Source organism: Flavobacterium turcicum (genome assembly GCF_011365745.1).
Classification (GTDB): domain Bacteria; phylum Bacteroidota; class Bacteroidia; order Flavobacteriales; family Flavobacteriaceae; genus Flavobacterium; species Flavobacterium turcicum.
On record NZ_JAAOBY010000001.1, the window covers coordinates 673,310 to 694,330 of the forward strand.

Consider the following 21,021-nt stretch of genomic DNA (forward strand, 5'->3'; position numbering starts at 1 on the left):
AATTTCTGTAGAAGATTGTTACATTTGTCTCATAAAAAATCAATTACTAATAACTATTTATCAATTACAAATTAGATGAACATACCAGCAAATTTAAAGTATACAAAAGATCACGAGTGGATTAGTATCGAAGGCGATATCGCAACAGTAGGAATCACTGATTTTGCACAAAAAGAATTAGGAGATATTGTATACGTTGAGGTGGAGACTTTAGATCAAACACTTGAAAAAGACGAAGTTTTTGGAACAGTTGAAGCGGTAAAGACGGTATCGGATTTGTTTTTGCCTTTAGCAGGTGAGATTATCGAATTTAACGATGCGCTTGAGAGTACGCCAGAAAGTGTAAATTCAGATCCTTACGGTGCAGGTTGGATGATTAAAGTAAAAATTGCAAACCTTGACGAAGTAGCTACTTTGCTTTCGGATGCAGATTACAAAGCATTAATTGGTGCTTAAAAACATTTATCTTTTCAGCACAATAATTTGGGCTGTAATTATATCTGTATTTTGCTTAGTCCAGTTTAATAGTGTTCCATTAGGAACAGTGTCGCATTTGGATAAAGTAGTTCATGCATTATTTTATTTTGTACTTACATTTTTGCTGCAATTATTTCTTAACGAATCGAAGGCCAATTGGTCAAAAAAAGCAGTAAAGAGTTATTCTTTTGTAAGTGCTATTTTGTTCGGTATAGTTATCGAGTTAGTTCAAGAGACTTGCACAGCAACAAGGCATGCCGATGTATTAGATGTATTGGCAAATACTACAGGAGCATTACTTTCTATAGGAGTATTTTCGATGTATGAACGTATCAAATAAAACATAAGTACTAGTTACGAATTGAAATCCCGCTCCGGCGGGATTTTTTGTTTTGTTTTTTTATCCTTCGCATTGATTATTACAGCCTGAGGCTAAACTTATGTAAAGATAAAATGTATTTTTGTACAACTAAGCACTGCTTCCAAAAAACCAAAATAAATGGATATCAAGAATTATTTAGACAGTACCTATTTAAAAACAGCTTTGCAAGCAGGTGTATCCGAAGAGCAAAATGATCTATTGGTAGTAAACTGTATTCAAGAAGCAATCGATGAGCAATTCAAGCTCGTTATGATTCGCCCAGAAAAAGTTTCTTTGGCATACCGAATGCGAGCAGACCAAGACTCTCAAATAAAAATAGGAACTGTAATTGATTTCCCAGAAGGTAAAGCAAGCATTGACGAAAAATTAGATGAAGCCAAAGAGGCTATTGCTGCAGGTGCTGATGATTTAGATTTTGTATGCAATTACCAAAAGTTTAAAAATGGGCAAATAGATCTCGTAAAACATGAAATACTCCTTGGTACACAATTGGGTTTAACGCATCACAAAGTTGTCAAATGGATCATTGAAGTAGCGGCACTCACTGACAAAGAGATCATTCAAATTTGTAGTTTGATTAAAAATGTAGTTGTAAAACATTTTAATCAAGAACAATTGGCTAGTGTTTTTGTAAAATCATCAACAGGTTTTTTCAAAACTCAAGATAATTTGCCAAATGGAGCAACTGTGGATACAATAAAAATGATGCTAGAAAATGCAGCACCTTTGCCTGTTAAAGCAGCAGGTGGCGTAAGGACTTATCAAGAAGCGGTAGCTATGATTGATCTTGGGGTGAAGCGTATAGGGACTTCGGGAGCTAAAGAAATTGCCTCAGGTCAAAGAACTAAAGATGAATATTAAAGATATAAATACCACCCGCATGAATAAAATTTTAGTAGTAATAGCTCTTTTGGGCACTATTTTCTTTGCTTCGGCACAAGAATCTAACAGAGTAAATGCTCAAGAAGATGCAACTGCAGACCGCTTTCCTGTTTTTACTAATTGTCAAAATTTACAGGGTGAACAATTAAAAAAATGTTTTTACGATCAAGTGCAAGATTTTGTGAATGCTAATTTCGTGGTTCCACAAGACCTGATTCAAAACAATTTTAATGGTAATGTAAAAGTATTGTTTGAAGTGAATTCTGATGGCGTTTTCAAAGTTATTTATACTGATGCTGCTAATGAGCAGTTATTACAAGAAACCAAGCGCGTGTTTTCGTCTATGCCAAAAGTTTCGCCTGCTACTTACAATGGTAAGCCTACTTATTCACGGTTTACAATGACAATTCCGATTCCGCTTCAATCTAGAACTGAAACAGTAACAAGTGCAAAAGCTGTGTTGCCTAATGAGGTAAAAAAAGATGTTGTGCTTACTGAATTGGATAGTATTGTCTATAAAAAATTCGATAGTCCTGAGTTTGAGAGCAATCTTAATATTCCCTTTTCTCATAGTTATTACGCGCAGTTTGATGCAGCGATGAACCAAATAGGTAGCAATAATCACACGGCCTCTAAGCCATTCACCTATGCCCAAGTAGCTAAATATTACGATTTTAAATCGGTGAATCAATCTTTGCAAAAGAATACAAAAAGTTGGTGGGCAAAGAAATTGTGGAACGAAAATTTAGTGCAGATAAAAGGTGAAGATTATTGGTTTACGTTAAATCCGATTCTAGATTTGCAAGTTGGTAGCGCTTCAGATAGCAAATCATCCTATACCTACACAAATACACGAGGGATTAATTTTAGAGGAGGTTTGGGAAAAAATCTTCATTTCACCACTACGGTTTTTGAAAGCCAAGGTCGTTTTGCGGATTATTACAACAACTACGCCATTTCTATTCGTCCTGACGGAGGCAATCCAGCAATTATTCCAGGTATAGGAATTGCTAAAGAATTCAAGACTGATGCTTTTGATTTCCCTTCGGCAGATGCTAATTTGACTTTTACGCCAAGTAAATACCTAGACATGCAGTTGGGCTATAGCAGAAATTTTATCGGTGATGGATATCGATCTTTGTTAGAAAGTGACGGCACCAGTCCTTATCCTTATTTTAAACTAAACACCAATTTCTGGAAAATAAAATATACCAATACCTATATGTGGTTGAAAGACGTGCGACCAGAGGTGACGACTGAGAGGACTTATGCAACAAAATTCATGGCTAATCATTATTTAAGTTGGAATGTCTCCAACCGACTGAATTTAGGTTTTTTCGAATCGGTAGTGTGGACTAATACAAACGATCGTGGGTTTGATGTGAACTTTGTAAATCCTATAATATTCTATCGTTCGGTTGAGTTTACTTCATCTGCGCGAAGCGGAAACGCGATTCTAGGACTTACTTTTAAATACAAATGGAACAATTCCATTAATTTTTATGGGCAGTTTATTTTAGATGAATTTTCGCTTGGCGATGTGAAAGAAGGCAATAATAGCTGGAAAAATAAGTATGGTTACCAAATAGGGGCCAAATATTATAATGCTTTTGGGGTTAAAAATTTGTTAGCTCAAGTTGAGTATAATCAAGTAAGGCCTTATGTGTATTCGCACAGTGCTGTGATTACAAATTATGGTCACAACAATCAAAGTTTGGGTCATCAATGGGGTGGTAATTTTAGGGAGCTAATTGGAATTGCTCGTTACCATCAAGGTAGGCTGTTTGCTGATGCAAAAGTTATTTTGGGTACTCGTGGATTTGATTTTAATACACCATCTGACTCATTTAACTACGGAGGAAATATTTATAAAAATTACGACGATCAAAGACCTTTTGATTCTGGTGTAAAAGTTGGTCAAGGAAACAAAACAACAGTATTTATTGCTGACCTTCAAGCAGGCTATTTGATTAATCCCTCAACTAATTTAAAGCTATTTGGTAGTTTGATTTATCGTAGTTTTAATCCTGATGTTGATACTGTTACCGCCTTTAAACAAAATACAACTTGGTTTAGTATGGGGGTTAGAGCGGATATTTTCAATTGGTATTTTGATTATTAATCGCTACCGTATTGATTTTTATACTTTTTTGTGAATTGTTTTTTGTCAAATCCCTTTTGTTAGTCTACTTTTGCAAAAGTTTTTAGAAACAAAATATTACTAGCATTGAGCGCAACATCCAGTACACTTTCATTAAAATCTGTTTATATCGATTTCAGAGAAATCACTAAAGCGCGTCTAGCTGTGAGTGTGGTTTTTTCGTCAATAGCTGGTTTTATGTTGGGTATTTACGATTGGAACTCACTTAGCTGGATGGTTTTGTTAAAGTTAGCTGTTGGTGGCTATTGTATGGTAGGCGCTTCTAATGCTTTTAATCAGGTTATCGAAAAAGATCTCGATGCTTTGATGGATAGAACGAAAGATCGTCCAGTTCCAGCAGGTAGAATGACAGTTGCTTCGGCATTAATAATTGCCTGTTTACTCACTGTGGTAGGTTTGGTTTTGTTGTATACCATCAATGAAAAAACCGCCATGTTTGGTGCAATTTCGATCTTTTTATACACTAGTGTATATACGCCTCTAAAAACAATGACTTCTTTATCAGTTTTTGTTGGCGCTTTTCCAGGTGCAATTCCGTTCATGTTAGGTTGGGTTGCAGCTACTGGTGAATTTGGTATCGAAGCAGGAACTTTGTTTTTAATTCAATTTTTCTGGCAGTTCCCACATTTTTGGGCCATCGGATGGTTTTTGTATGAAGATTACGAAAAAGCAGGATTTTTTATGTTACCTACGGGTAAAAAAGATAAAGGAACTGCGCTACAAGTAATATTGTATACCGTTTGGTTGATTTTGGCCTCCTTATTACCTGTTTTTGGTTACACAGGCCGTTTGTATATTACACCTGTCACAGCTGTGATTGTGTTTTTGCTAGGATTGTGGATGTTATTTTATGCTGTAAAATTGTATAAAGAACGCACAGCCAAAGCGGCACGAACCTTAATGTTGGTGAGTGTTTCTTTTATTACTTTGTTGCAATTAGTGTATATTATTGATAAATTTTTAAGATAGATATGAATATGACAATGACCGCAGAGGAGCAAAAAGCACGTAGCAACAGGTCGTATAAGCTGATCTTATTGTTTGCTATGGTGAGTATGACCATGATGTTTGCTGGACTTACTAGTGCGTTTGTAGTAAGTAAATCAAGGGCAGATTGGTTGAAAGATTTTGAATTACCAAGTGCATTTTATTACAGTACAGTTGTAATTATTGCTTGTAGTGTTACCTTTCATTTGGCTAAAAAAGCAATTCAACGAAACAATCAAAGTGCTACGACAGGTTTTCTTTTAGGGACCTTAGCTTTAGGACTTTTATTTGTATTTTTACAATTCGAAGGCTTTGATCAAATCGTACAAAGTGGTTATTATTTCACTGGTAGCGGAAGCTCAATTACAACAACATTTTTGTATGTTGTAACGGTTGTACACTTGTTACACCTTGCTGGTGGTGTGATTTCGCTGTTAATTATAATTTATAATCATTTTAAACAAAAATACAATTCATCTCAAACCCTTGGTATAGAACTCGGTGCAATGTATTGGCACTTTTTAGACTTATTGTGGGTTTATTTGTTTTTGTTTTTATATTTCTTTAAATAAGAAAAAAACGTAAATTTGGGAACTTTTTAACGAATAACTTTTATGGAAGCGACAGTTACTACTGCAAATAGTGAAGAAAAAACTTGGGGAGGCGGCAATGAGCCAATGGGAGCAAGTTATGGTAAATTAATGATGTGGTTTTTTATCGTATCAGATGCCTTAACGTTCTCTGGATTTCTAGCGGCTTACGGTTTTTCTAGATTTAAATTTATTGAAACATGGCCAGTGGCTGATGAGGTGTTTACACACTTTCCGTTCTTACACGGAGTTTCAGCGCCTATGTATTATGTGGCGTTGATGACGTTTATTTTGATTTTCTCATCTGTAACAATGGTTTTAGCTGTTGATGCAGGGCACCAAATGAAAAAGAACAAAGTGGTTATCTACATGTTTTTAACAATTATTGGTGGTTTGATTTTCGTAGGTTCTCAAGCTTGGGAATGGAAAAACTTTATCAAAGGAGAATATGGTGCTGTCGAAACTAAAGGTGGTAGTTTATTGCAGTTTGTAGATAAAGACGGCAAAAGAGTTGCTTTAGCAGAATTTGCAGCTACTCTTCCTGAAGAGAGAGAGCAACTAACTCGTAACAAAGCAAAGTGGTTCATGGATGAACCTACTTTACCTTCTTATTCAGTTGCTGAAGTTCAAGCTGGTTTCAAATCGCATCCAGATATCTTAATTCGTACTGAAGTATTGAATGAGAAAAAACAAAAAACAGTTCTTTCTAGAAAAGAGTCAGAGGCTAGATTAGCAGATGCTCACTATGTTGTTGAAGGAGCTAACTTGATTAGAAACGAGTACGGAAGTAAATTATTTGCTGACTTCTTTTTCTTTATCACAGGTTTTCACGGTTTCCACGTATTTTCTGGAGTGATTATTAATATTATCATCTTCTTTAATGTGTTATTAGGAACTTACGAGAAAAGAAAAACTTATGAAATGGTAGAAAAAGTTGGATTATATTGGCACTTTGTCGATTTAGTTTGGGTTTTCGTATTTACAGTTTTCTATCTAGTTTAATTTCAAAAAGTAATTATCATGTCACACGATCACGTATCAAATACTGGTAGAATCTGGAAAGTTTTCGGAATCTTATCTGCAGTAACAATTGTTGAAGTTATTTTAGGTATTTTGAAGCCAGAGTCTCTTCACATGAACAGTTTAATGGGTATGAACTTGCTAAACTGGATTTTTTACGCTCTTACTTTATACAAAGCGTATTATATTGTTTGGGCATTTATGCACATGGAAGGCGAAAAAAGTTCTTTGAGAGCATCAGTAGTTTATCCAGTTATCTTTTTAGTATTATACCTTCTTTTTATTCTTTTAACAGAAGGCGATTATATTTATGAGGTTTTTAAAAATTCAACAATTAAATGGAATTTTTAACAAGATATTAATTCATGAAAAGGGTACGCATTGCGTACCTTTTTTTATTTTTGTACTCTAATAAAAGTAGCTCATTCAATGAAAAAAAATATAGTTCTTTTTGTTCTTTTTATCCTTCCTATCGTAGCTTACTTATTTTTTGCTTCGGGTGTAAACGGATATACTAAATTGCCGACAATAACTCCAAATACTGCTGATTTTGGAAAATGGGAAACATTAGACGGTAAACCTATTACGCTAACCGGTAAGGTAACTATTTTAGGTTTCTCAGGTTTTGAGTTGTTAAAAAACAGAGGAAATCTTTTTAATTTAAATCAAAAGATATACCAACGTTATCATGAGTTCAAAGATGTTCAATTTGTGATCTTATGTCCGAAAGGAACAGAGCAAGATGCTAAAAAGGTAATTACTGCGCTGGGTGCTTTTACTGATGTGGCACAATGGCGTTTTGTTTTTGCCACGCCAGAAGAGATTTCTAAATATTATGCTCAGTTAAACTTGGTTGAAAAACTTGATGATAAATTTGGCACACCAAAAGTATATATCGTTGACAAAAAACGAAATTTACGTGGTCGTAAATTGGTAAAAGATGTGATGGAAGGGTACAACACATTTCATCCAGCTGAATTAAGTAATGAAATGTTAGATGATTTTAAAGTCATTTTGTATGAATACAGAGCAGCTTTAAAAAAGAATAACAATGCTTCACGAAAAATTTAAAATTCTTCTTTTATGTTTAAAAATAAATCGTACATAGGTATTTCTTTTATTGTTTTGATATTTGGTATTTATGCTATCCCTAAAATTGTTCAACGCATTAAAACAGATAAAGTAGTCCAAGGTGATCGTTTAGATCGTGTAAATCCTGTTACTGCTGATGATGATAAGTTGATTAAAATAGGGCCAGCACCTCGTTTTGAATTAACTAATCAAGATAACAAAAAGATAAATAATGACACGTACAAAGGTAAGGTCTATGTTTTAGAGTTCTTTTTTGTGAGTTGTCCTACTATTTGCCCAAAGATGAATGAGAGTATGTTGCTCATTGAGAAAAAGTTTTTTGGAAATCCTAACTTTGGTATAGCATCGATCACTATTGATCCCGATCATGATACTGCTGAAGTTTTAAAAGATCATTCTAAATTACTTGGTGTTCGCTCTTCAAATTGGCATTTTTTAACAGGTAAAAAAGACTATATTTTCAACTTAGCTAATAAAGGTTTTAATTTGTATGCAGGTCAAAATAACAAGGTAGCGGGTGGTTTTGAGCACTCGGGTCTTTTTGCTTTAATTGATAAAAACGGAAATATCCGTTGTAGAAATGATGAGTTTGGTAATCCAATATTGTATTACGATGGACTTGATAAAATGGGAGTAAGAAACATTCAGCAAGATATAAATATTTTATTAAAAGAGTAAAATGGAAAATAGAACTTTAGAACAAAAATACAACAAGTGGATTATCGTAGTGTCAATTGTTATTCCTGTAGTGGTAGCAATTTTATTTGGCGTTAAATTAAAAGATTTTGGTTATAATGTAGAGCCTTTGTCTTTCTTGCCGCCTATTTACGCTACAACTAATGGTTTAACGGCTATTTTGCTTGTTGCTGCTGTGATGGCCATAAAAAACGGAAACAGAAAGTTGCACCAAAGTTTGATGACGGCAGCTATCGCCTTGTCTTTGGCTTTTTTGGTGATGTATGTTGCTTATCATATGACAGCAGATTCAACTAAATTTGGTGGTGATGGAGCTATTAAAGCAGTTTACTTCTTTATATTAATTACACACATTGTTTTATCTATTGCTATAATCCCAATGGTATTGATTACTTATGTGCGTGCGTTATCTCAAAGATTTGATGCGCACAAAAAAATTGCGAAAATAACTTTTCCTATTTGGTTGTATGTAGCGGTAACGGGTGTAATAGTTTATTTAATGATCTCTCCTTATTATGTACATTAATTCTCAAAAGACAGAAAATAGTGCAGCTGTAAAAGGATGGCGCTCAAGTACACTTTTAATAGCATTTCTACTCTTTTTATCGACTAACATAGTTTCTGCGCAATGTGCCATGTGTAGGGCTGCGTTAACTAGTGATGATAATACTACTCAAGCAGCAGCCGTTAATGATGGTATTGTTTATTTAATGATAATACCATATTTGTTAGTAGCTGTGATTGGTTTAATGCTTTACAAAATGAAAAAGAAAAAGGCATAATTAAAATATGCTTTTTAGGGTACTTATTCAAATCCATCAACGGTGATTTGTACGTTACCGTCTAATTTTAAGTAGGCCAAAATCGCTTGATTGCTAAGTGCTACCTTTTTAAATTCGATGTCTTGCATTTTTCCATTGACAAAAACTCCCGGCATTGGTGAATAATTCATCAAGTAATTCTTGATGTTTTGTTGCGCTTCGTCTAAATTCGGCTTTATTGAATACCTACAACTTTGCTCGATTTTTTTCAAAATTAGCCCTTGTGCCAACCAATTGGCGGTGCGCGTAAGTTTATTTTTTGTGTCTAGCGCGTAATCTAAATTTTCAAAATAGATTTCTTTTTTTTGCTCATTGTACGCTGGGATTCCGGCTAAATATAATGTGCCATTTACAGTGCCTTGTACTTCTAGAGCAATTATCATTTTGCCGTTTTTGTGCCAAATATCTACCGTGTTTACTTTTACTTTTTTGTTGCCGGACCCAAATTCCTGGCCATTAAAATTTTTAGTCATCAGGCGTGATGCTTCTTGATATCCTGAAATTGCAACAATGTTAGCTGATAGTTGTTGTGGAATTTTTGGGACAGTTTTTAGTGCGATTTTGTTGGCATTGAATTTAGAATCTGGCTTTTTGCCAATTATGGTCTCCATATTGCACTTTAAACCCATGTCTAATAAAATGGTTCCATTTTTTAGTTTTGCAGTTGTTGTATATAATTCGAGAGGTGCAATTTGTAACCAACTTTCATAAGTTTCACTTAACTGAAATGGTTGGCAAATTTTCTTTAGAGCAGCTAAAACATTCGGTTTGAAATCGAGTGATTTAGCAATAGCATCATCAATTTTCTTTTCGATTTTTGATTTAAAAAGTTGAACCGTTGGGTTGATTAAATAGGTAACTGGCACGTTTTTACCTAAAACAACCATACTCGGACTTTCGGTCCAATCTAATGATTTTAATGTAGTTTTGGTGTTTAGTTTCCAGTTTACTAGCTGGACATCACTTTCTAATGTGACGATTCCATTTAGGTTAAATTCGCGCGTATCGTAAAGTTCGATTCCCATTTTTTTAGTGCCGAGGCGGTACTTAATGTTTGCTTTTAGCGGTAAAATAGTTTTAATTTTTCCAAAAGCATCTGTAATTTGAATCGTAGCTTGTTTCCAGACTTTCATTTCGATATCGTCATCATCGATTACATTGTCTTCATATATCAATCCATTTAAGCTTGTATTAGTTTGCTTTTCGATGTCTCTTAATTGTACCGAAATGGGTAAATTGATAAATGAAATTTGGCTTTCGTATTGCAATGGAGCTGCATCATCAGGTTCAGGTTTGAGTGTGTTAATTTTTGAAGCACTTGAGCAGGACGCAACAAAAAGAGCTATTATTATAACGAAAAAAGAGGATTGTAATGTTTTCATAAATGGGAGTTGTTGTAGCAAAATTAAGCAATCTATTCTTTTTTTAATTTTTTTTGTAACAAATGCTTACTTGCCAAGTCTAATTGAAGAATTACAGTTGTAGTGTTGCATTTTGTTAAGCATTGATTTCGCACAAGAACTAAAATGTTAAATTTTTTTTGCAGTTGTCCTGCAATTTCATTCGAATTATATGAAAAATAAAAGTTGTATCGGTTTCATTTGTATGGCGTTACTCAGTTTGTCAGCTCATGCTCAAACTAAGAAATGGACCTTACAAGAATGTGTTAATTACGCCATTCAAAATAACATTTCTATCAAACAATCGGAGTTAGACGCAAAAACAGCTTTGATTGATAAGCGAGGTGCCATTGGTAGTTTTTTACCATCAATTAATGCAAGTACTTCGCACTCTTGGAATATTGGTTTGAACCAAGATATTACAACTGGTTTGCTTCAAAATCAAACTACACAATTTACCTCTGCTGGGGTTAATGTTGGAATTGATATTTACAAGGGTTTACAAAATCAGAACCGATTACGTAGATCCAATTTATCTCTTGTAGCTGCAAAGTATCAATTGGTCAAAATGCAAGAGGATATTGCTTTAAACGTAGCCAATGCTTTTTTACAAGTTCTTTTTAACAAAGAAAATTTGAAAGTGCAAAAAGAACAATTGGACATTAATGAAAAGCAATTCTCTCGTTCAGAAGCTTTGGTAAAAGCTGGTTCGATACCAAGAGGTGATTTGTTAGATATTAAAGCTACTGTTGCTACGAATAATCAAAACATAATTGCAGCTGAAAATTCATTATTGATTTCTAAATTGAGTTTGTCTCAATTATTACAACTTAAGGAATTTGAAAATTTTGATATTGTTGATGATACCGATGTAAAGGATGAAAATAATATCATGATGCAAACTCCCAATGCCATTTACAGCAAAGCTCTTGAAGGTAGAACAGAATTAAAGATTGCAAAAACGAATTTAGAACTTGCGGAAAAAGATGTTGTTATTGCAAAAGGAGCCTACCAGCCAACTATTCAAGGTTTTTATAGCTTTAATTCTAGGGTTGCATATAGTGATAGAGTTGTGGGTGTTGCGCCTAATGCAGCAAATCCAACTTCACAAATTGGTGTTGTTGAAGGAACAAATCAAAATGTTTTAGCTCCTAATTTCACAAGAGTTTTAGGAAAACCTGCTCCATTTTTTGATCAGTTTAGTGACAATAAAGGTCATTCTTTTGGAGTGCAATTGTCAATTCCAATCTTGAATGGATTATCTGTAAAAAATAATGTTGATCGTTCAAAAATTAATGTTGAGCGATCTAAGATTGCTGTTGAGCAACAAGATTTAGATTTGCAACGTAATGTGTACACCGCCTTCGCAGATGCAAAAGGAGCTTTAAAATCATACGAGTCTGCCATTACGGCTGTAGAGGCTAGACAAAATGCGGTTGATTTTGCTAAAGAGCGTTTCAATGTGGGTTTAATGAACTCTTTTGATTTTAATCAAGCGCAAACCTTGTTGACCAATGCCCAATCAGAAGTATTGAGAACCAAATACGATTATATATTTAAAATTAAAATTTTAGAATTCTACTTTGGAATTCCTCTTATCAAAAACTAATTATTATGTCAAAGAAAACAGTTTATATTTTAATAGGTGGAGCAGTAGTTGTTATTGCTAGTTTGGTTATACTTTCTAAAACAGGTGTAATAGGTAAGAAAGATGTAGGAACCGAAGTGGAGATTGCACAAGTAAATCCGTTAACAATCACTGAAACCGTTTCTGCAACGGGTAAAATTCAGCCTGAAATTGAGGTAAAAATTTCTTCTGAAGTATCTGGAGAGATTATCGCACTTAATGTAAAAGAAGGCCAAGTTGTAAAAAAAGGAGATTTATTGGTTAAAATTAATCCTGATTTATATACTTCTGGGTACAATAGGTCAGTTTCTAACTTATCAGGAACAAAAGCGAATTTGAACCAAGCCGATGCTTCTTACAAAGAGGCAAAAGCCAATTATGATCGTAATAAAACTTTATTCGACAAAGGAATTATTTCTAAATCAGATTGGGATAAAGCCATCGCTTCGTTCGAAGTAGCAAAAGCAAGTAAACAAAATGCGTATTATAATGTTCAAAGCGCCTCTGCAACCGTAAATGAAGCTAAAGATAATTTAGGTCGTACGACAATATACGCACCGGCAGATGGAACAATTTCTATGTTAAATGTTGAGCTAGGTGAGCGCGTATTAGGAACGCAGCAAATGACCGGTACGGAGATATTGCGAGTTGCCAACTTAAACAATATGGAAGTTGAAGTAGATGTAAACGAAAATGATATTGTTAAGATTAAAGTTGGTGACGAAGCTAATGTAGAGGTCGATGCTTATTTGAAAAAACAGTTCAAAGGAATTGTAACTAGTATTTCTAATTCGGCTAGTTCAGCACTTACAGCAGATCAGGTTACAAATTTTAAAGTAAAAGTGCGTATATTAAAAGAGTCTTACGAAGATTTATTAGAAGGTAAGCCTGACACCTATTCCCCTTTTAGACCAGGAATGACCGCTACAGTTGACATTATCACAGAGCGTAAGGCAAACGTTCTATCAGTGCCAATTAGTGCAGTAGTTGTAAAGTCAGATACAACAGCAGTAAAAGATATCGTAGTAGCCGATGTTGAAGAGGATAAAAAAGAAACAGCTCCTAAAAGTGATAAAAAACTAGAATGCGTTTTTGTAAAAGTAGGTGATAAAGCTAAAATTAGAATTATTAAAACCGGAATTCAAGACGATACCAACATCGAGGTTATATCAGGTTTGAAAAAAGGTGACGTTGTAATTACTGGTCCTTACGCTACCGTTACAAAGGAGCTCAATTCAGGTGACAAAGTTGCCTTGATGACAGATAAAGAGAAAAAAGGCGACACCAAAAAATAAAGCAGTTGTTTTAAACTAGCATTTTGAAATCACAATCATAAAATCTAATTTTGTGATTGTGATTTTTAATTTAACAAACACCCAACTTTGAGCTACATCCTAAATATTGAGACCGCTACTAAAAATTGTTCTGTTTCTCTTTCAAATAATGGGCAGACCATTGCATGCAGAGAGATTGCTGAAGAAGGATATTCACATGCGGAACGATTGCATGTTTTTATAGAGGAATTGATAAATGAAGCCGGAATTAGTTTTAAAAATTTAGCGGCAGTGGCAGTAAGTCAAGGTCCGGGTTCTTATACAGGATTAAGAATAGGAGTTTCGGCAGCAAAAGGATTGTGTTTTGCTTTAAATATTCCCTTAATTGCGGTAGATACTTTGCAAGTGTTAGCCTCGCAAGTAACACAAACTGAAGGCTACATAGTTCCGATGCTAGACGCACGCAGAATGGAAGTGTACAGTGCAGTTTATGATAGTAGCAAACAATTAGCTAGGGTTATAAAAGCCGAAATTATCGACGAAACTTCTTTTGAAGAATTACAAGGAACTGTTTATTTAGTCGGTGATTGTGCTGAGAAATGCAAGACGGTTTTGACTAAAAGTAATTTCGTATTTTTAGAAGACGTAAAATTTCCTTCTGCCAAAGATATGAGCTCATTTAGTTTCGAAAAATTTCAAAACCTCGATACTGAAGATGTTGCTTATTTTGAGCCTTATTATCTAAAAGATTTTATGGTGACTACTCCAAAAGCGAAATAAAACAATATTTTTTAAAGTTTAGGTTACACCGAAGCTTCTTTAACATACGGTTGTATAACGATTCCTGCTGCATCAAAAGCTTCTTTACAATTTTGAAGCACTTCTGCATACATGTCCCAAAAATCCTCACTTGTGGCCCAAGGACGAACTGCAAGTTGAATCGAATTATCTGTTAGGTTTTTTACACTTACATTTGGAGCGGGATCTTTCAGTACTTTTGAATTATTCTGAAGCACTTTTTCGATAATTTCAATCGCTGTTTTAATATTGGTTTCGTACGAAATGGCAATTGTCAAATCAGCACGGCGTGTTTTTTCAATCGAATAGTTTATAATATTTCCGTTTGAAAGAGAACCGTTGGGTACAAAAATAGTTTGGTTATTTGCAGTAATTAACTTGGTAACAAAAATTTGAATGTCGGTCACTGTTCCGGTTACGCCCTGTGCCTCGATGGTATCATTAACGCGAAACGGCTTGAATAAAATAATTAGCATGCCACCCGCAAAATTGGATAAGCTTCCTTGTAATGAAAGACCAACAGCCAAACCCATAGCTCCTAGAATTGCAACAAATGAAGAAGTTTCAATGCCTAATTTGGATATAAAAGAAACAAAAAGAATAACGCGCAAAACCCAAATTAAAATATCTGATAAAAAACGGGTCAAAGTAGGGTCAAGGTCCCGACTTACCATGATTTTATTGATAAATCGGTTGATTAATCTAATCAAGTACAGGCCTACAAAAAGGATAATAAACGCCGAAATTAATTTGGGAGAATAATCTACCAATACGGTTATGAAATTTTCAATATACGAACTGAGTTTATTGGTATCTACCATCATGATGAAGCTAAAAAAAACCTTCTCAATAGTGAGAAGGTAGGTTGTTTGCAAAAATACAAATTAATTTAGAGTATCAAAATAAGTCTTTATTTGCGAAGCTGCGTCGCTTTTAACATAGTTTGATTTTAATTAATTTATAGGTCTTCGGCTTTATCTTTTAGTGTTTCAGCTGTGTCAATAATCTTGTTTTCTGCAGTATTGATTTTGTCCTCTGCTGCTTCTGCATTTTCTGCTACTGTTTCTTTAAGTTGTTCTGCAGTTTCGGTTGCTTTGTCTTCAATTGTTTCTAAAGTATTTGAGGTTGCTTCTACTGCTTTTTCTTTAACTTCTTCCAAAGCGGCAGTAGCTTCATCTGTTTTGTCACTGAATTTTTTTTTGATAGTGTCTATACCATCGCTGATTTTTTCCTTAGCTACATCAGCGAATTCCTCAGCTTTTTCAACATAAGGCGCGGCTGATTCTTTCACCTTGTCAATGGTGTCGCCAACTACTTCCTCGGCTTTTTCAAGATATGGTTCAGCAGTTTCTTTGGCATTTTCAATTGTCTCTGACACAAAAGTTTCTGCTTTCTCCACATAAGGCGCTGCACTTTCTTTTACATTGGCAGCCGTTTCGGCAACAAATGCTTCTGCTTTATCTAAATAAGGCTCTGCCGCTGCGCTTACTTCTTCTAGTTTTGATTCTGCTTGCTCTACTAACTCAGAAGCACTTTCTTTGGCGCTGCCAAATAAATTTTTAAAAAAGCTTGATAATCCCATAGTTTAAGTTTTTGATTAATAGGACAATAGTACACTTTTTTTGGCAAATACGAAACTTCCTTTGCTAATAAATTAATGGCAGTACTTTTATTACTGAATGTTGCTTACTTGTTGGGAAATGTGTTGTTTTTTTAAATAAAAAATGGAAGCTTTCTGTAGAAAACTTCCATACTTCGATTTTAAAATAGATGATTTATTAGGCGTTAATCGCTTCTACTTGAATAGCATTGTCGTTTAACATGCTTTTCAACATATTTTCAATACCGCTTTTTAAGGTAAATGTTGATGACGGACATCCGCTGCAAGCGCCTTGCAATATTACTTTTACTACTTTGTCACTTTCGTTATAAGAGTCAAATGCAATATTTCCTCCATCGGCTTGAACAGCTGGTTTGACATACTCTTCTAGAATATTGATAATTTGTTGCGAAGTAGCATCCAAATGATCAAATTCTTGTTCTTTGATACTCTCGTTTGCAATTACCGCTGCCACATAATTTTCATCTAAAACTTGACCGCCGTTTTCAATAAATTGCTTAATGAAGGATCTAAGTTCTAATGTGATTTCTTGCCAATCATTGATTTCATATTTGGTAACCGAAATATAATTTTCATCGATAAAAATTTCTTTTACATAAGGAAATTTAAACAATTCTTTCGCTAGAGGAGAAGAGGCTGTTTGATCGATATTTTTAAACTCAACTGCTGTTTTGGTAAGCATTTTACTTACTACAAATTTCAAAGCAGCTGGATTTGGAGTTGATTCTCCATATACGTTTACTGGTTGCTTTTTGGTACGATTTTCATCTTCAATGATGATTTTACCACCATCTGCAACAAATTTCTCAATTTGCTCCGCAACAGCGTCTTGTACATCAGTCCATTCAACAATGCTGAATCGTTCAATAGCAACAAAATTACCTGAAATGTAAACCGTTTTCACAAATGGTAAATAAAATAATTGTTGTGCTAATGGTGATGATTTTGCTTCATCGATGTTTTTGAATTCAAAATTTTCATTTTGTGTAATAAAATCTTGAAATTCAAATTTTAATATTGTTGGGTTTTGTGTTTCTTTTATGCTAACTTTGTTCATAAGTGTTCAATTTTGTGCAAATTTACTAAAGTTATTTTCTACGAATACTTACTTTTGGTTTTTTAATGAATAAATTAACTTTAGTTTAAATCAGATAGATAAAATGAATAGCTGTTGAAAGCTAAAATTAGATCATCTTAAAGCAACAGTGATGCGTAAACAATTAATACCGTTTTTATTCCTACTATTTTTTACTCAAATATCTTTTTCGCAAGAAGGAATTCCAGTTTACTCTGATTATTTATCGGATAACTATTACCTAATTCATCCCTCAATGGCAGGTGCGGCCAATTGTGCTAAAGTGAGACTTACAGGACGAAAGCAATGGTTTGGTCAGCAAGATGCGCCAGAGTTACAAACTTTAAGTTTTAATGGTCGTGTAGGAGAGAAAGCAGGAGCTGGAGTCATACTATTTAACGATGTTAATGGCTATCATTCTCAAAAAGGAGTAAAGTTTACTTATGCTTATCATTTGATGTTTTCTCGTGATGAAATCGATTTAAATCAATTGTCATTTGGAATGAGTGCTGGGTTTATACAAAGCCAATTAGATGAGACTTCTTTTTTACTCTCAGGCGATTTTGACCCAAATATCAATGGTACTATTGTTCAAAAAGATGCTTATTTTAATTTTGATATTGGTGCTTCGTACAATTATTTAGATTTTTATGCACATGCTACGGTAAAAAATGCAGTAGAAACTAGGCGATCAATTTACACCGAGTACGAAAGTGACAATTTGCGAAAGTACCTCTTAAGCGCAGGATATGTTTTTGGAGATAAAAACAAAATTTTATGGGAACCATCTTTGTTATTTCAAATGGTCGAAAAAACCCAAGAAAAATCTGTTGACATAAATTTAAAAGCCTACAAAAATATGGATTTCGGTCGTTTGTGGGGTGGTTTGTCTTACAGACGCAGTTTTGATGGAGCAGAGTTCTTAAACAATGGAAGTATCGCTTCTCAAAAATTACAGTACATAACGCCTATTGTTGGTGTTAATTTTGATTCGGTAATGGTTGCTTACACTTATTCTCAGTTGTCAGGTGCGGTGAAATTCGATAATGGAGGTTATCACCAAATAACTTTAGGAATTGATTTGTTCTGTAAGCCAGTCAAATACGAATGCAATTGCCCTGCGATTAACTAAATTGTATGAAAGTTATAAAAGCTGTTAATGGTAAGTTTCCTGTAATTCCTGAGGACTGTTATGTTGCCGAAAACGCAACAATTGTTGGTGATGTTCGTTTTGGATCACAATGTAGCGTTTGGTTTAATGCGGTGTTGCGTGGCGATGTCAATTCAATTCAAATAGGGAATAAAGTCAATATTCAAGATGGTGCAGTTGTGCATTGTACCTATCAAAAACATCCAACTGTAATTGGTAATAACGTTTCAATAGGTCATAACGCCATCGTGCACGGTTGTGTTATTCATGATAATGTGCTTATTGGTATGGGTGCCATTGTAATGGATAACTGCGTGGTAGAAAGTAATGCGATAGTTGCTGCAGGTTCTGTGGTTACTCAAAATACAGTGGTAGCCTCTGGAACTATTTGGGCAGGTGTTCCAGCCAAAAAAGTAAAAGATATTGATCAGTCTGATTTTGCAGGCGAAATTGAAAGGATATCTAATAATTACGTTTTGTATTCGAGCTGGTTTAAATCAGAGGAATAATTTAAAAATCTTTCGCACTAACCTTAAACGGTGCGCCTATAATTTCTTGTAAAACTCTTGGATTTGTATTAGTATAAAATATTGGCTCAGGCTCGTGTAAGTCAGATAAACCTACTTTTTCTTGAAGCACAAATTGAGTCTGACGCGCTACAGCTTGACCAGAATCAATAATTTGTATGTGCGCTGGTAAAATCTTTTTTATTTGCGGAATTAAGTACGGATAATGACTACAGCCCAATACTAGATAATCTATGTTTGCAGCAATCATCGGGGTGAGATACGATAATAAAAGTGCTGTCATCTCGGGTGAATTCATAGCGCCACTTTCTATCAAAGGGACTAATCCGTGGCCTACTTGTTCAATTATTTTAGTGTTTTGGTACTTGGCTACCGTGCTGTGAAATAAATCGCTATTTAGCGTGCCTTGCGTTGCTAGTATTCCTATTACTTGTGTTTTAGAATGAGTCACGGCTGGCTTTATAGCTGGCTCAATCCCTATAAAAGGAACGGTATAGCGCTTACGTAATTCTTGAATGGCATTTGTAGTTGCGGTATTGCATGCTACAACAATCAGTTTACAATTAAGATCTAAAAGATACTCGGTGTTTTTTATACTTAAAGCAATAATGTCTTCCTTCGGTTTTTGTCCGTAGGGCGCATTTTTACTGTCTGCTAAGTAAATAGTTTGTTCGTTAGGTAATAAGTCATGTACGGCAGACCATATAGAAGTTCCACCTACCCCTGAATCAAATATTCCTATTGGTTGATTGTTGCTATTCATAAAAGCAAAGTTACTGTTTGTAGTAAGATTTGCAATATGGTTACAAAAAAAAACTGCTCTTATCTCATAGAGAAAGAGCAGTTTTATTCATATTATTAGATTATTAAAAACCTAAATCTTTTTTAACGTCTGCAGTCAAGTTTGGTCCGTCTGCAAGTAAAAGTGAAGATCCGTCTAAGATGTATTGGAAACCTTTAGCTTTTCCTACCTTTTGAATAGAAGCTCTCACTTTTTCCATTAATGGCTTCATGATGTCTGATTCTTTTTGCTGTAATTCTTTTTGAGCGTTGTCTCTGTATGCTACAATTCTAGTTTGCATTTCTTGAACTTCTTTTGAACGCTCACCATTTACAGCCTCAGTTACAGTAGCAGCTTCAGCTTCGTATTTTTTTAATTTACCTTGGTATTCATCTACCATTTTTTTGTAATCAGCGTCGTATGTAGTCGTCAATTTTTCTAATTGTTTTTGACCATCCAAAACTGCAGGCATTTTTGTCATGATCTCACTAACATCAACGTGAGCTGTTTTTGCTTGCGCATTAATTGTCTGGTTTGCTCCCATCATTAAAACTGCAGCAATTAATAGAGTTTTGATTTGTTTCATCGTTTTTAAAATATTAAGTAAGTAATTAATTATTGGTTGATTTTTCTTTTAATTGTTCTTCTTTTGCTTTTTTCGCTGCTTCGCGATCTTCTAATATTTTCTTTCTTTTTGCTTCAAAAGCTTGCTTGCGATCTTCAATTACCTTTTTTCTTTCTTCAATCAATTTGGCACGATCGGTTGCAGCTTTTTGTTTTGCCTCTTCGGCTGCTTGCTTCGCACTATCAACTTTAGAATTCGTGTCAGTAGCTGTTGTACTAGCCTCTTTTGCTACATTTGCAGAAACCGTGCCATTTTTTTTGGCAGCTCTTGCTTCTAGCATTTGCTTTCGTTTGTCATCGAACTCTTTCTTCTTTTGTTCTTGTAAAGCCTTGCGATCTTCAATAAGTTTGTCTCTCGCTGCTTTTTTCTCTTCTAGTGCTTTTTGTCTCTCGGCTAAAACAGGATTGTCGTCAATTGCATCTTCTTTGCTTTCTCGAGCCTCTGCTTCTTTTTGTTGCTTTTTGGTAAGTTGCTCTCTTTTTTCAGAACGTGTTAAAGAACGTAAAACTTGCTCACTAATGTCAAATTTTTTCTCTGAATAAAGCATAGTTAAATCAGAAGTTTTGTCAAATATAAAATCATACTTTAAGCGTTCTGCAATGTCTTGTACTGCTGTAAAAACTTGATCTTGTATTGGCTTAGCTAAAACTGATTTTTGATTAATTAAGTCTCCATTTGCTCCAAAGCGCTGTTGCTGGTAGTCAGAGTTTTCTTTTTCTAAAAAACGAATTTCAGTTTCTCTTTCTTCAATTAATTCCTTTGTTAATAGAGCTTTTTCAGACTTCAGCGCCTCTTTTAACTTGTTGATTTCATTCGTTTTTGCATCAATTTCTGACTTCCATTTTTGAGCTTTTATTTCCAATTGGTTTTTTGCTTCGGTGTAGTCAGGTACATTTTGCAAAATGTACTCCATATCGATATAACCAATCTTTGTACCTCTTGTTTGTGCAGAGGCTGTTTGCGCTAGTACAAAGGCTAAAAAAAGTAACAAAAATTGTTTTTTCATATCAATACGTTGTTAAATGATAGATGTTA

24 protein-coding genes are annotated in these 21,021 nt (G+C 34.5%); 17 read left to right on the plus strand and 7 right to left on the minus strand.

The features are described from left to right. The first annotated feature begins 75 nt into the window (after nt 1-75). The 12 genes from gcvH (at nt 76) to G9Q29_RS02950 (ending at nt 9,069) form a co-directional block, all read left to right on the plus strand. Nucleotides 76-456 carry a glycine cleavage system protein GcvH gene (gcvH, locus tag G9Q29_RS02895; protein WP_166133095.1) on the plus strand — a complete coding sequence of 127 codons (381 nt, stop codon included), beginning with the start codon at nt 76-78 and terminating at the stop codon, nt 454-456. Further along, the gene (locus G9Q29_RS02900) at nt 449-817 is read left to right on the plus strand and encodes a VanZ family protein (protein WP_166133097.1); all 369 of its coding nucleotides are present in this window, start codon (nt 449-451) and stop codon (nt 815-817) included. The genes gcvH and G9Q29_RS02900 overlap by 8 nt, the downstream gene beginning before the upstream one ends. Before the next feature lie 159 nt (nt 818-976). Then, nucleotides 977-1,720, plus strand: a complete 744-nt coding sequence (gene deoC / locus G9Q29_RS02905; RefSeq protein WP_166133099.1) for a deoxyribose-phosphate aldolase — start codon at nt 977-979, stop codon at nt 1,718-1,720. A 19-nt stretch (nt 1,721-1,739) separates the two neighbouring features. Further along, a complete protein-coding gene (locus G9Q29_RS02910) occupies nt 1,740-3,863 on the plus strand; it encodes a gliding motility protein RemB (RefSeq protein ID WP_166133101.1) in 2,124 nt (707 codons plus the stop codon). Nucleotides 3,864-3,968: 105 nt separating this feature from the next. Then, nucleotides 3,969-4,871, plus strand: a complete 903-nt coding sequence (gene cyoE, locus G9Q29_RS02915; protein WP_187038232.1) for a heme o synthase — start codon at nt 3,969-3,971, stop codon at nt 4,869-4,871. Nucleotides 4,872-4,873: 2 nt separating this feature from the next. Further along, nucleotides 4,874-5,461, plus strand: coding sequence for a cytochrome c oxidase subunit 3 (locus G9Q29_RS02920; RefSeq protein ID WP_166133103.1), 588 nt, complete (start codon nt 4,874-4,876; stop codon nt 5,459-5,461). A gap of 42 nt (nt 5,462-5,503) precedes the next feature. Then, the gene (locus G9Q29_RS02925; RefSeq protein WP_166133105.1) at nt 5,504-6,481 is read left to right on the plus strand and encodes a cytochrome c oxidase subunit 3; all 978 of its coding nucleotides are present in this window, start codon (nt 5,504-5,506) and stop codon (nt 6,479-6,481) included. Between the two features lie 18 nt (nt 6,482-6,499). After that, nucleotides 6,500-6,850: a cytochrome C oxidase subunit IV family protein gene (locus tag G9Q29_RS02930; RefSeq protein ID WP_166133107.1), complete on the plus strand. Its 351-nt coding sequence runs from the start codon at nt 6,500-6,502 to the stop codon at nt 6,848-6,850. Nucleotides 6,851-6,928: 78 nt separating this feature from the next. Then, nucleotides 6,929-7,570: a hypothetical protein gene (locus G9Q29_RS02935; RefSeq protein ID WP_166133109.1), complete on the plus strand. Its 642-nt coding sequence runs from the start codon at nt 6,929-6,931 to the stop codon at nt 7,568-7,570. Nucleotides 7,571-7,582: 12 nt separating this feature from the next. After that, complete coding sequence (locus G9Q29_RS02940) at nt 7,583-8,269, plus strand: SCO family protein (protein ID WP_166133111.1); 687 nt, start codon at nt 7,583-7,585, stop codon at nt 8,267-8,269. 1 nt (nt 8,270) lies between these two features. Further along, nucleotides 8,271-8,813: a DUF420 domain-containing protein gene (locus tag G9Q29_RS02945; protein ID WP_166133113.1), complete on the plus strand. Its 543-nt coding sequence runs from the start codon at nt 8,271-8,273 to the stop codon at nt 8,811-8,813. After that, entirely contained in the window at nt 8,803-9,069 is a 267-nt protein-coding gene (locus tag G9Q29_RS02950; RefSeq protein WP_166133115.1) for a hypothetical protein, read from the plus strand. Before G9Q29_RS02945 ends, G9Q29_RS02950 begins: the two co-directional genes overlap by 11 nt. Nucleotides 9,070-9,092: 23 nt before the next feature. Here G9Q29_RS02950 and G9Q29_RS02955 read toward each other — a convergent pair whose 3' ends face one another. Continuing rightward, nucleotides 9,093-10,490, minus strand: a complete 1,398-nt coding sequence (locus G9Q29_RS02955; RefSeq protein WP_166133117.1) for a DUF4403 family protein — start codon at nt 10,488-10,490, stop codon at nt 9,093-9,095. Nucleotides 10,491-10,680: 190 nt separating this feature from the next. Between G9Q29_RS02955 and G9Q29_RS02960 the strand changes: the two genes are divergently transcribed. The 3 genes from G9Q29_RS02960 (at nt 10,681) to tsaB (ending at nt 14,189) form a co-directional block, all read left to right on the plus strand. Continuing rightward, entirely contained in the window at nt 10,681-12,117 is a 1,437-nt protein-coding gene (locus G9Q29_RS02960) for a TolC family protein (protein ID WP_166133119.1), read from the plus strand. Nucleotides 12,118-12,122: 5 nt separating this feature from the next. Continuing rightward, on the plus strand, nt 12,123-13,430 hold the full coding sequence (locus G9Q29_RS02965) for an efflux RND transporter periplasmic adaptor subunit (RefSeq protein ID WP_166133121.1): 1,308 nt from the start codon (nt 12,123-12,125) through the stop codon (nt 13,428-13,430). A gap of 87 nt (nt 13,431-13,517) precedes the next feature. Beyond that, on the plus strand, nt 13,518-14,189 hold the full coding sequence (tsaB, locus tag G9Q29_RS02970; RefSeq protein WP_166133123.1) for a tRNA (adenosine(37)-N6)-threonylcarbamoyltransferase complex dimerization subunit type 1 TsaB: 672 nt from the start codon (nt 13,518-13,520) through the stop codon (nt 14,187-14,189). 23 nt (nt 14,190-14,212) lie between these two features. Here tsaB and G9Q29_RS02975 read toward each other — a convergent pair whose 3' ends face one another. The 3 genes from G9Q29_RS02975 to G9Q29_RS02985 all read right to left on the minus strand — a co-directional run bounded on the left by G9Q29_RS02975 (nt 14,213) and on the right by G9Q29_RS02985 (nt 16,885). Continuing rightward, the gene (locus G9Q29_RS02975; protein WP_166133125.1) at nt 14,213-15,031 is read right to left on the minus strand and encodes a mechanosensitive ion channel family protein; all 819 of its coding nucleotides are present in this window, start codon (nt 15,029-15,031) and stop codon (nt 14,213-14,215) included. 134 nt (nt 15,032-15,165) lie between these two features. Beyond that, nucleotides 15,166-15,789: an apolipoprotein A1/A4/E family protein gene (locus G9Q29_RS02980; RefSeq protein WP_166133127.1), complete on the minus strand. Its 624-nt coding sequence runs from the start codon at nt 15,787-15,789 to the stop codon at nt 15,166-15,168. A gap of 196 nt (nt 15,790-15,985) precedes the next feature. Beyond that, complete coding sequence (locus tag G9Q29_RS02985) at nt 15,986-16,885, minus strand: NifU family protein (protein ID WP_166133129.1); 900 nt, start codon at nt 16,883-16,885, stop codon at nt 15,986-15,988. A 151-nt stretch (nt 16,886-17,036) separates the two neighbouring features. On the opposite strand from G9Q29_RS02985, the gene G9Q29_RS02990 reads away from it, so the two are divergent. Both G9Q29_RS02990 and G9Q29_RS02995 read left to right on the plus strand, forming a co-directional pair. Continuing rightward, nucleotides 17,037-18,035, plus strand: coding sequence for a PorP/SprF family type IX secretion system membrane protein (locus tag G9Q29_RS02990; RefSeq protein WP_166133131.1), 999 nt, complete (start codon nt 17,037-17,039; stop codon nt 18,033-18,035). Nucleotides 18,036-18,040: 5 nt separating this feature from the next. Next, a complete protein-coding gene (locus tag G9Q29_RS02995; protein ID WP_166133133.1) occupies nt 18,041-18,562 on the plus strand; it encodes a gamma carbonic anhydrase family protein in 522 nt (173 codons plus the stop codon). 1 nt (nt 18,563) lies between these two features. Here the strand turns inward: G9Q29_RS02995 and murI are convergent, their stop codons facing one another. From murI to G9Q29_RS03010, 3 genes are all read right to left on the minus strand, one after another. Next, complete coding sequence (gene murI, locus G9Q29_RS03000; RefSeq protein WP_166133135.1) at nt 18,564-19,343, minus strand: glutamate racemase; 780 nt, start codon at nt 19,341-19,343, stop codon at nt 18,564-18,566. 103 nt (nt 19,344-19,446) lie between these two features. Then, nucleotides 19,447-19,947, minus strand: coding sequence for an OmpH family outer membrane protein (locus G9Q29_RS03005; RefSeq protein ID WP_166133137.1), 501 nt, complete (start codon nt 19,945-19,947; stop codon nt 19,447-19,449). A gap of 25 nt (nt 19,948-19,972) precedes the next feature. Then, nucleotides 19,973-20,992: an OmpH family outer membrane protein gene (locus G9Q29_RS03010; RefSeq protein WP_166133139.1), complete on the minus strand. Its 1,020-nt coding sequence runs from the start codon at nt 20,990-20,992 to the stop codon at nt 19,973-19,975. Nucleotides 20,993-21,021: the final 29 nt, after the last annotated feature.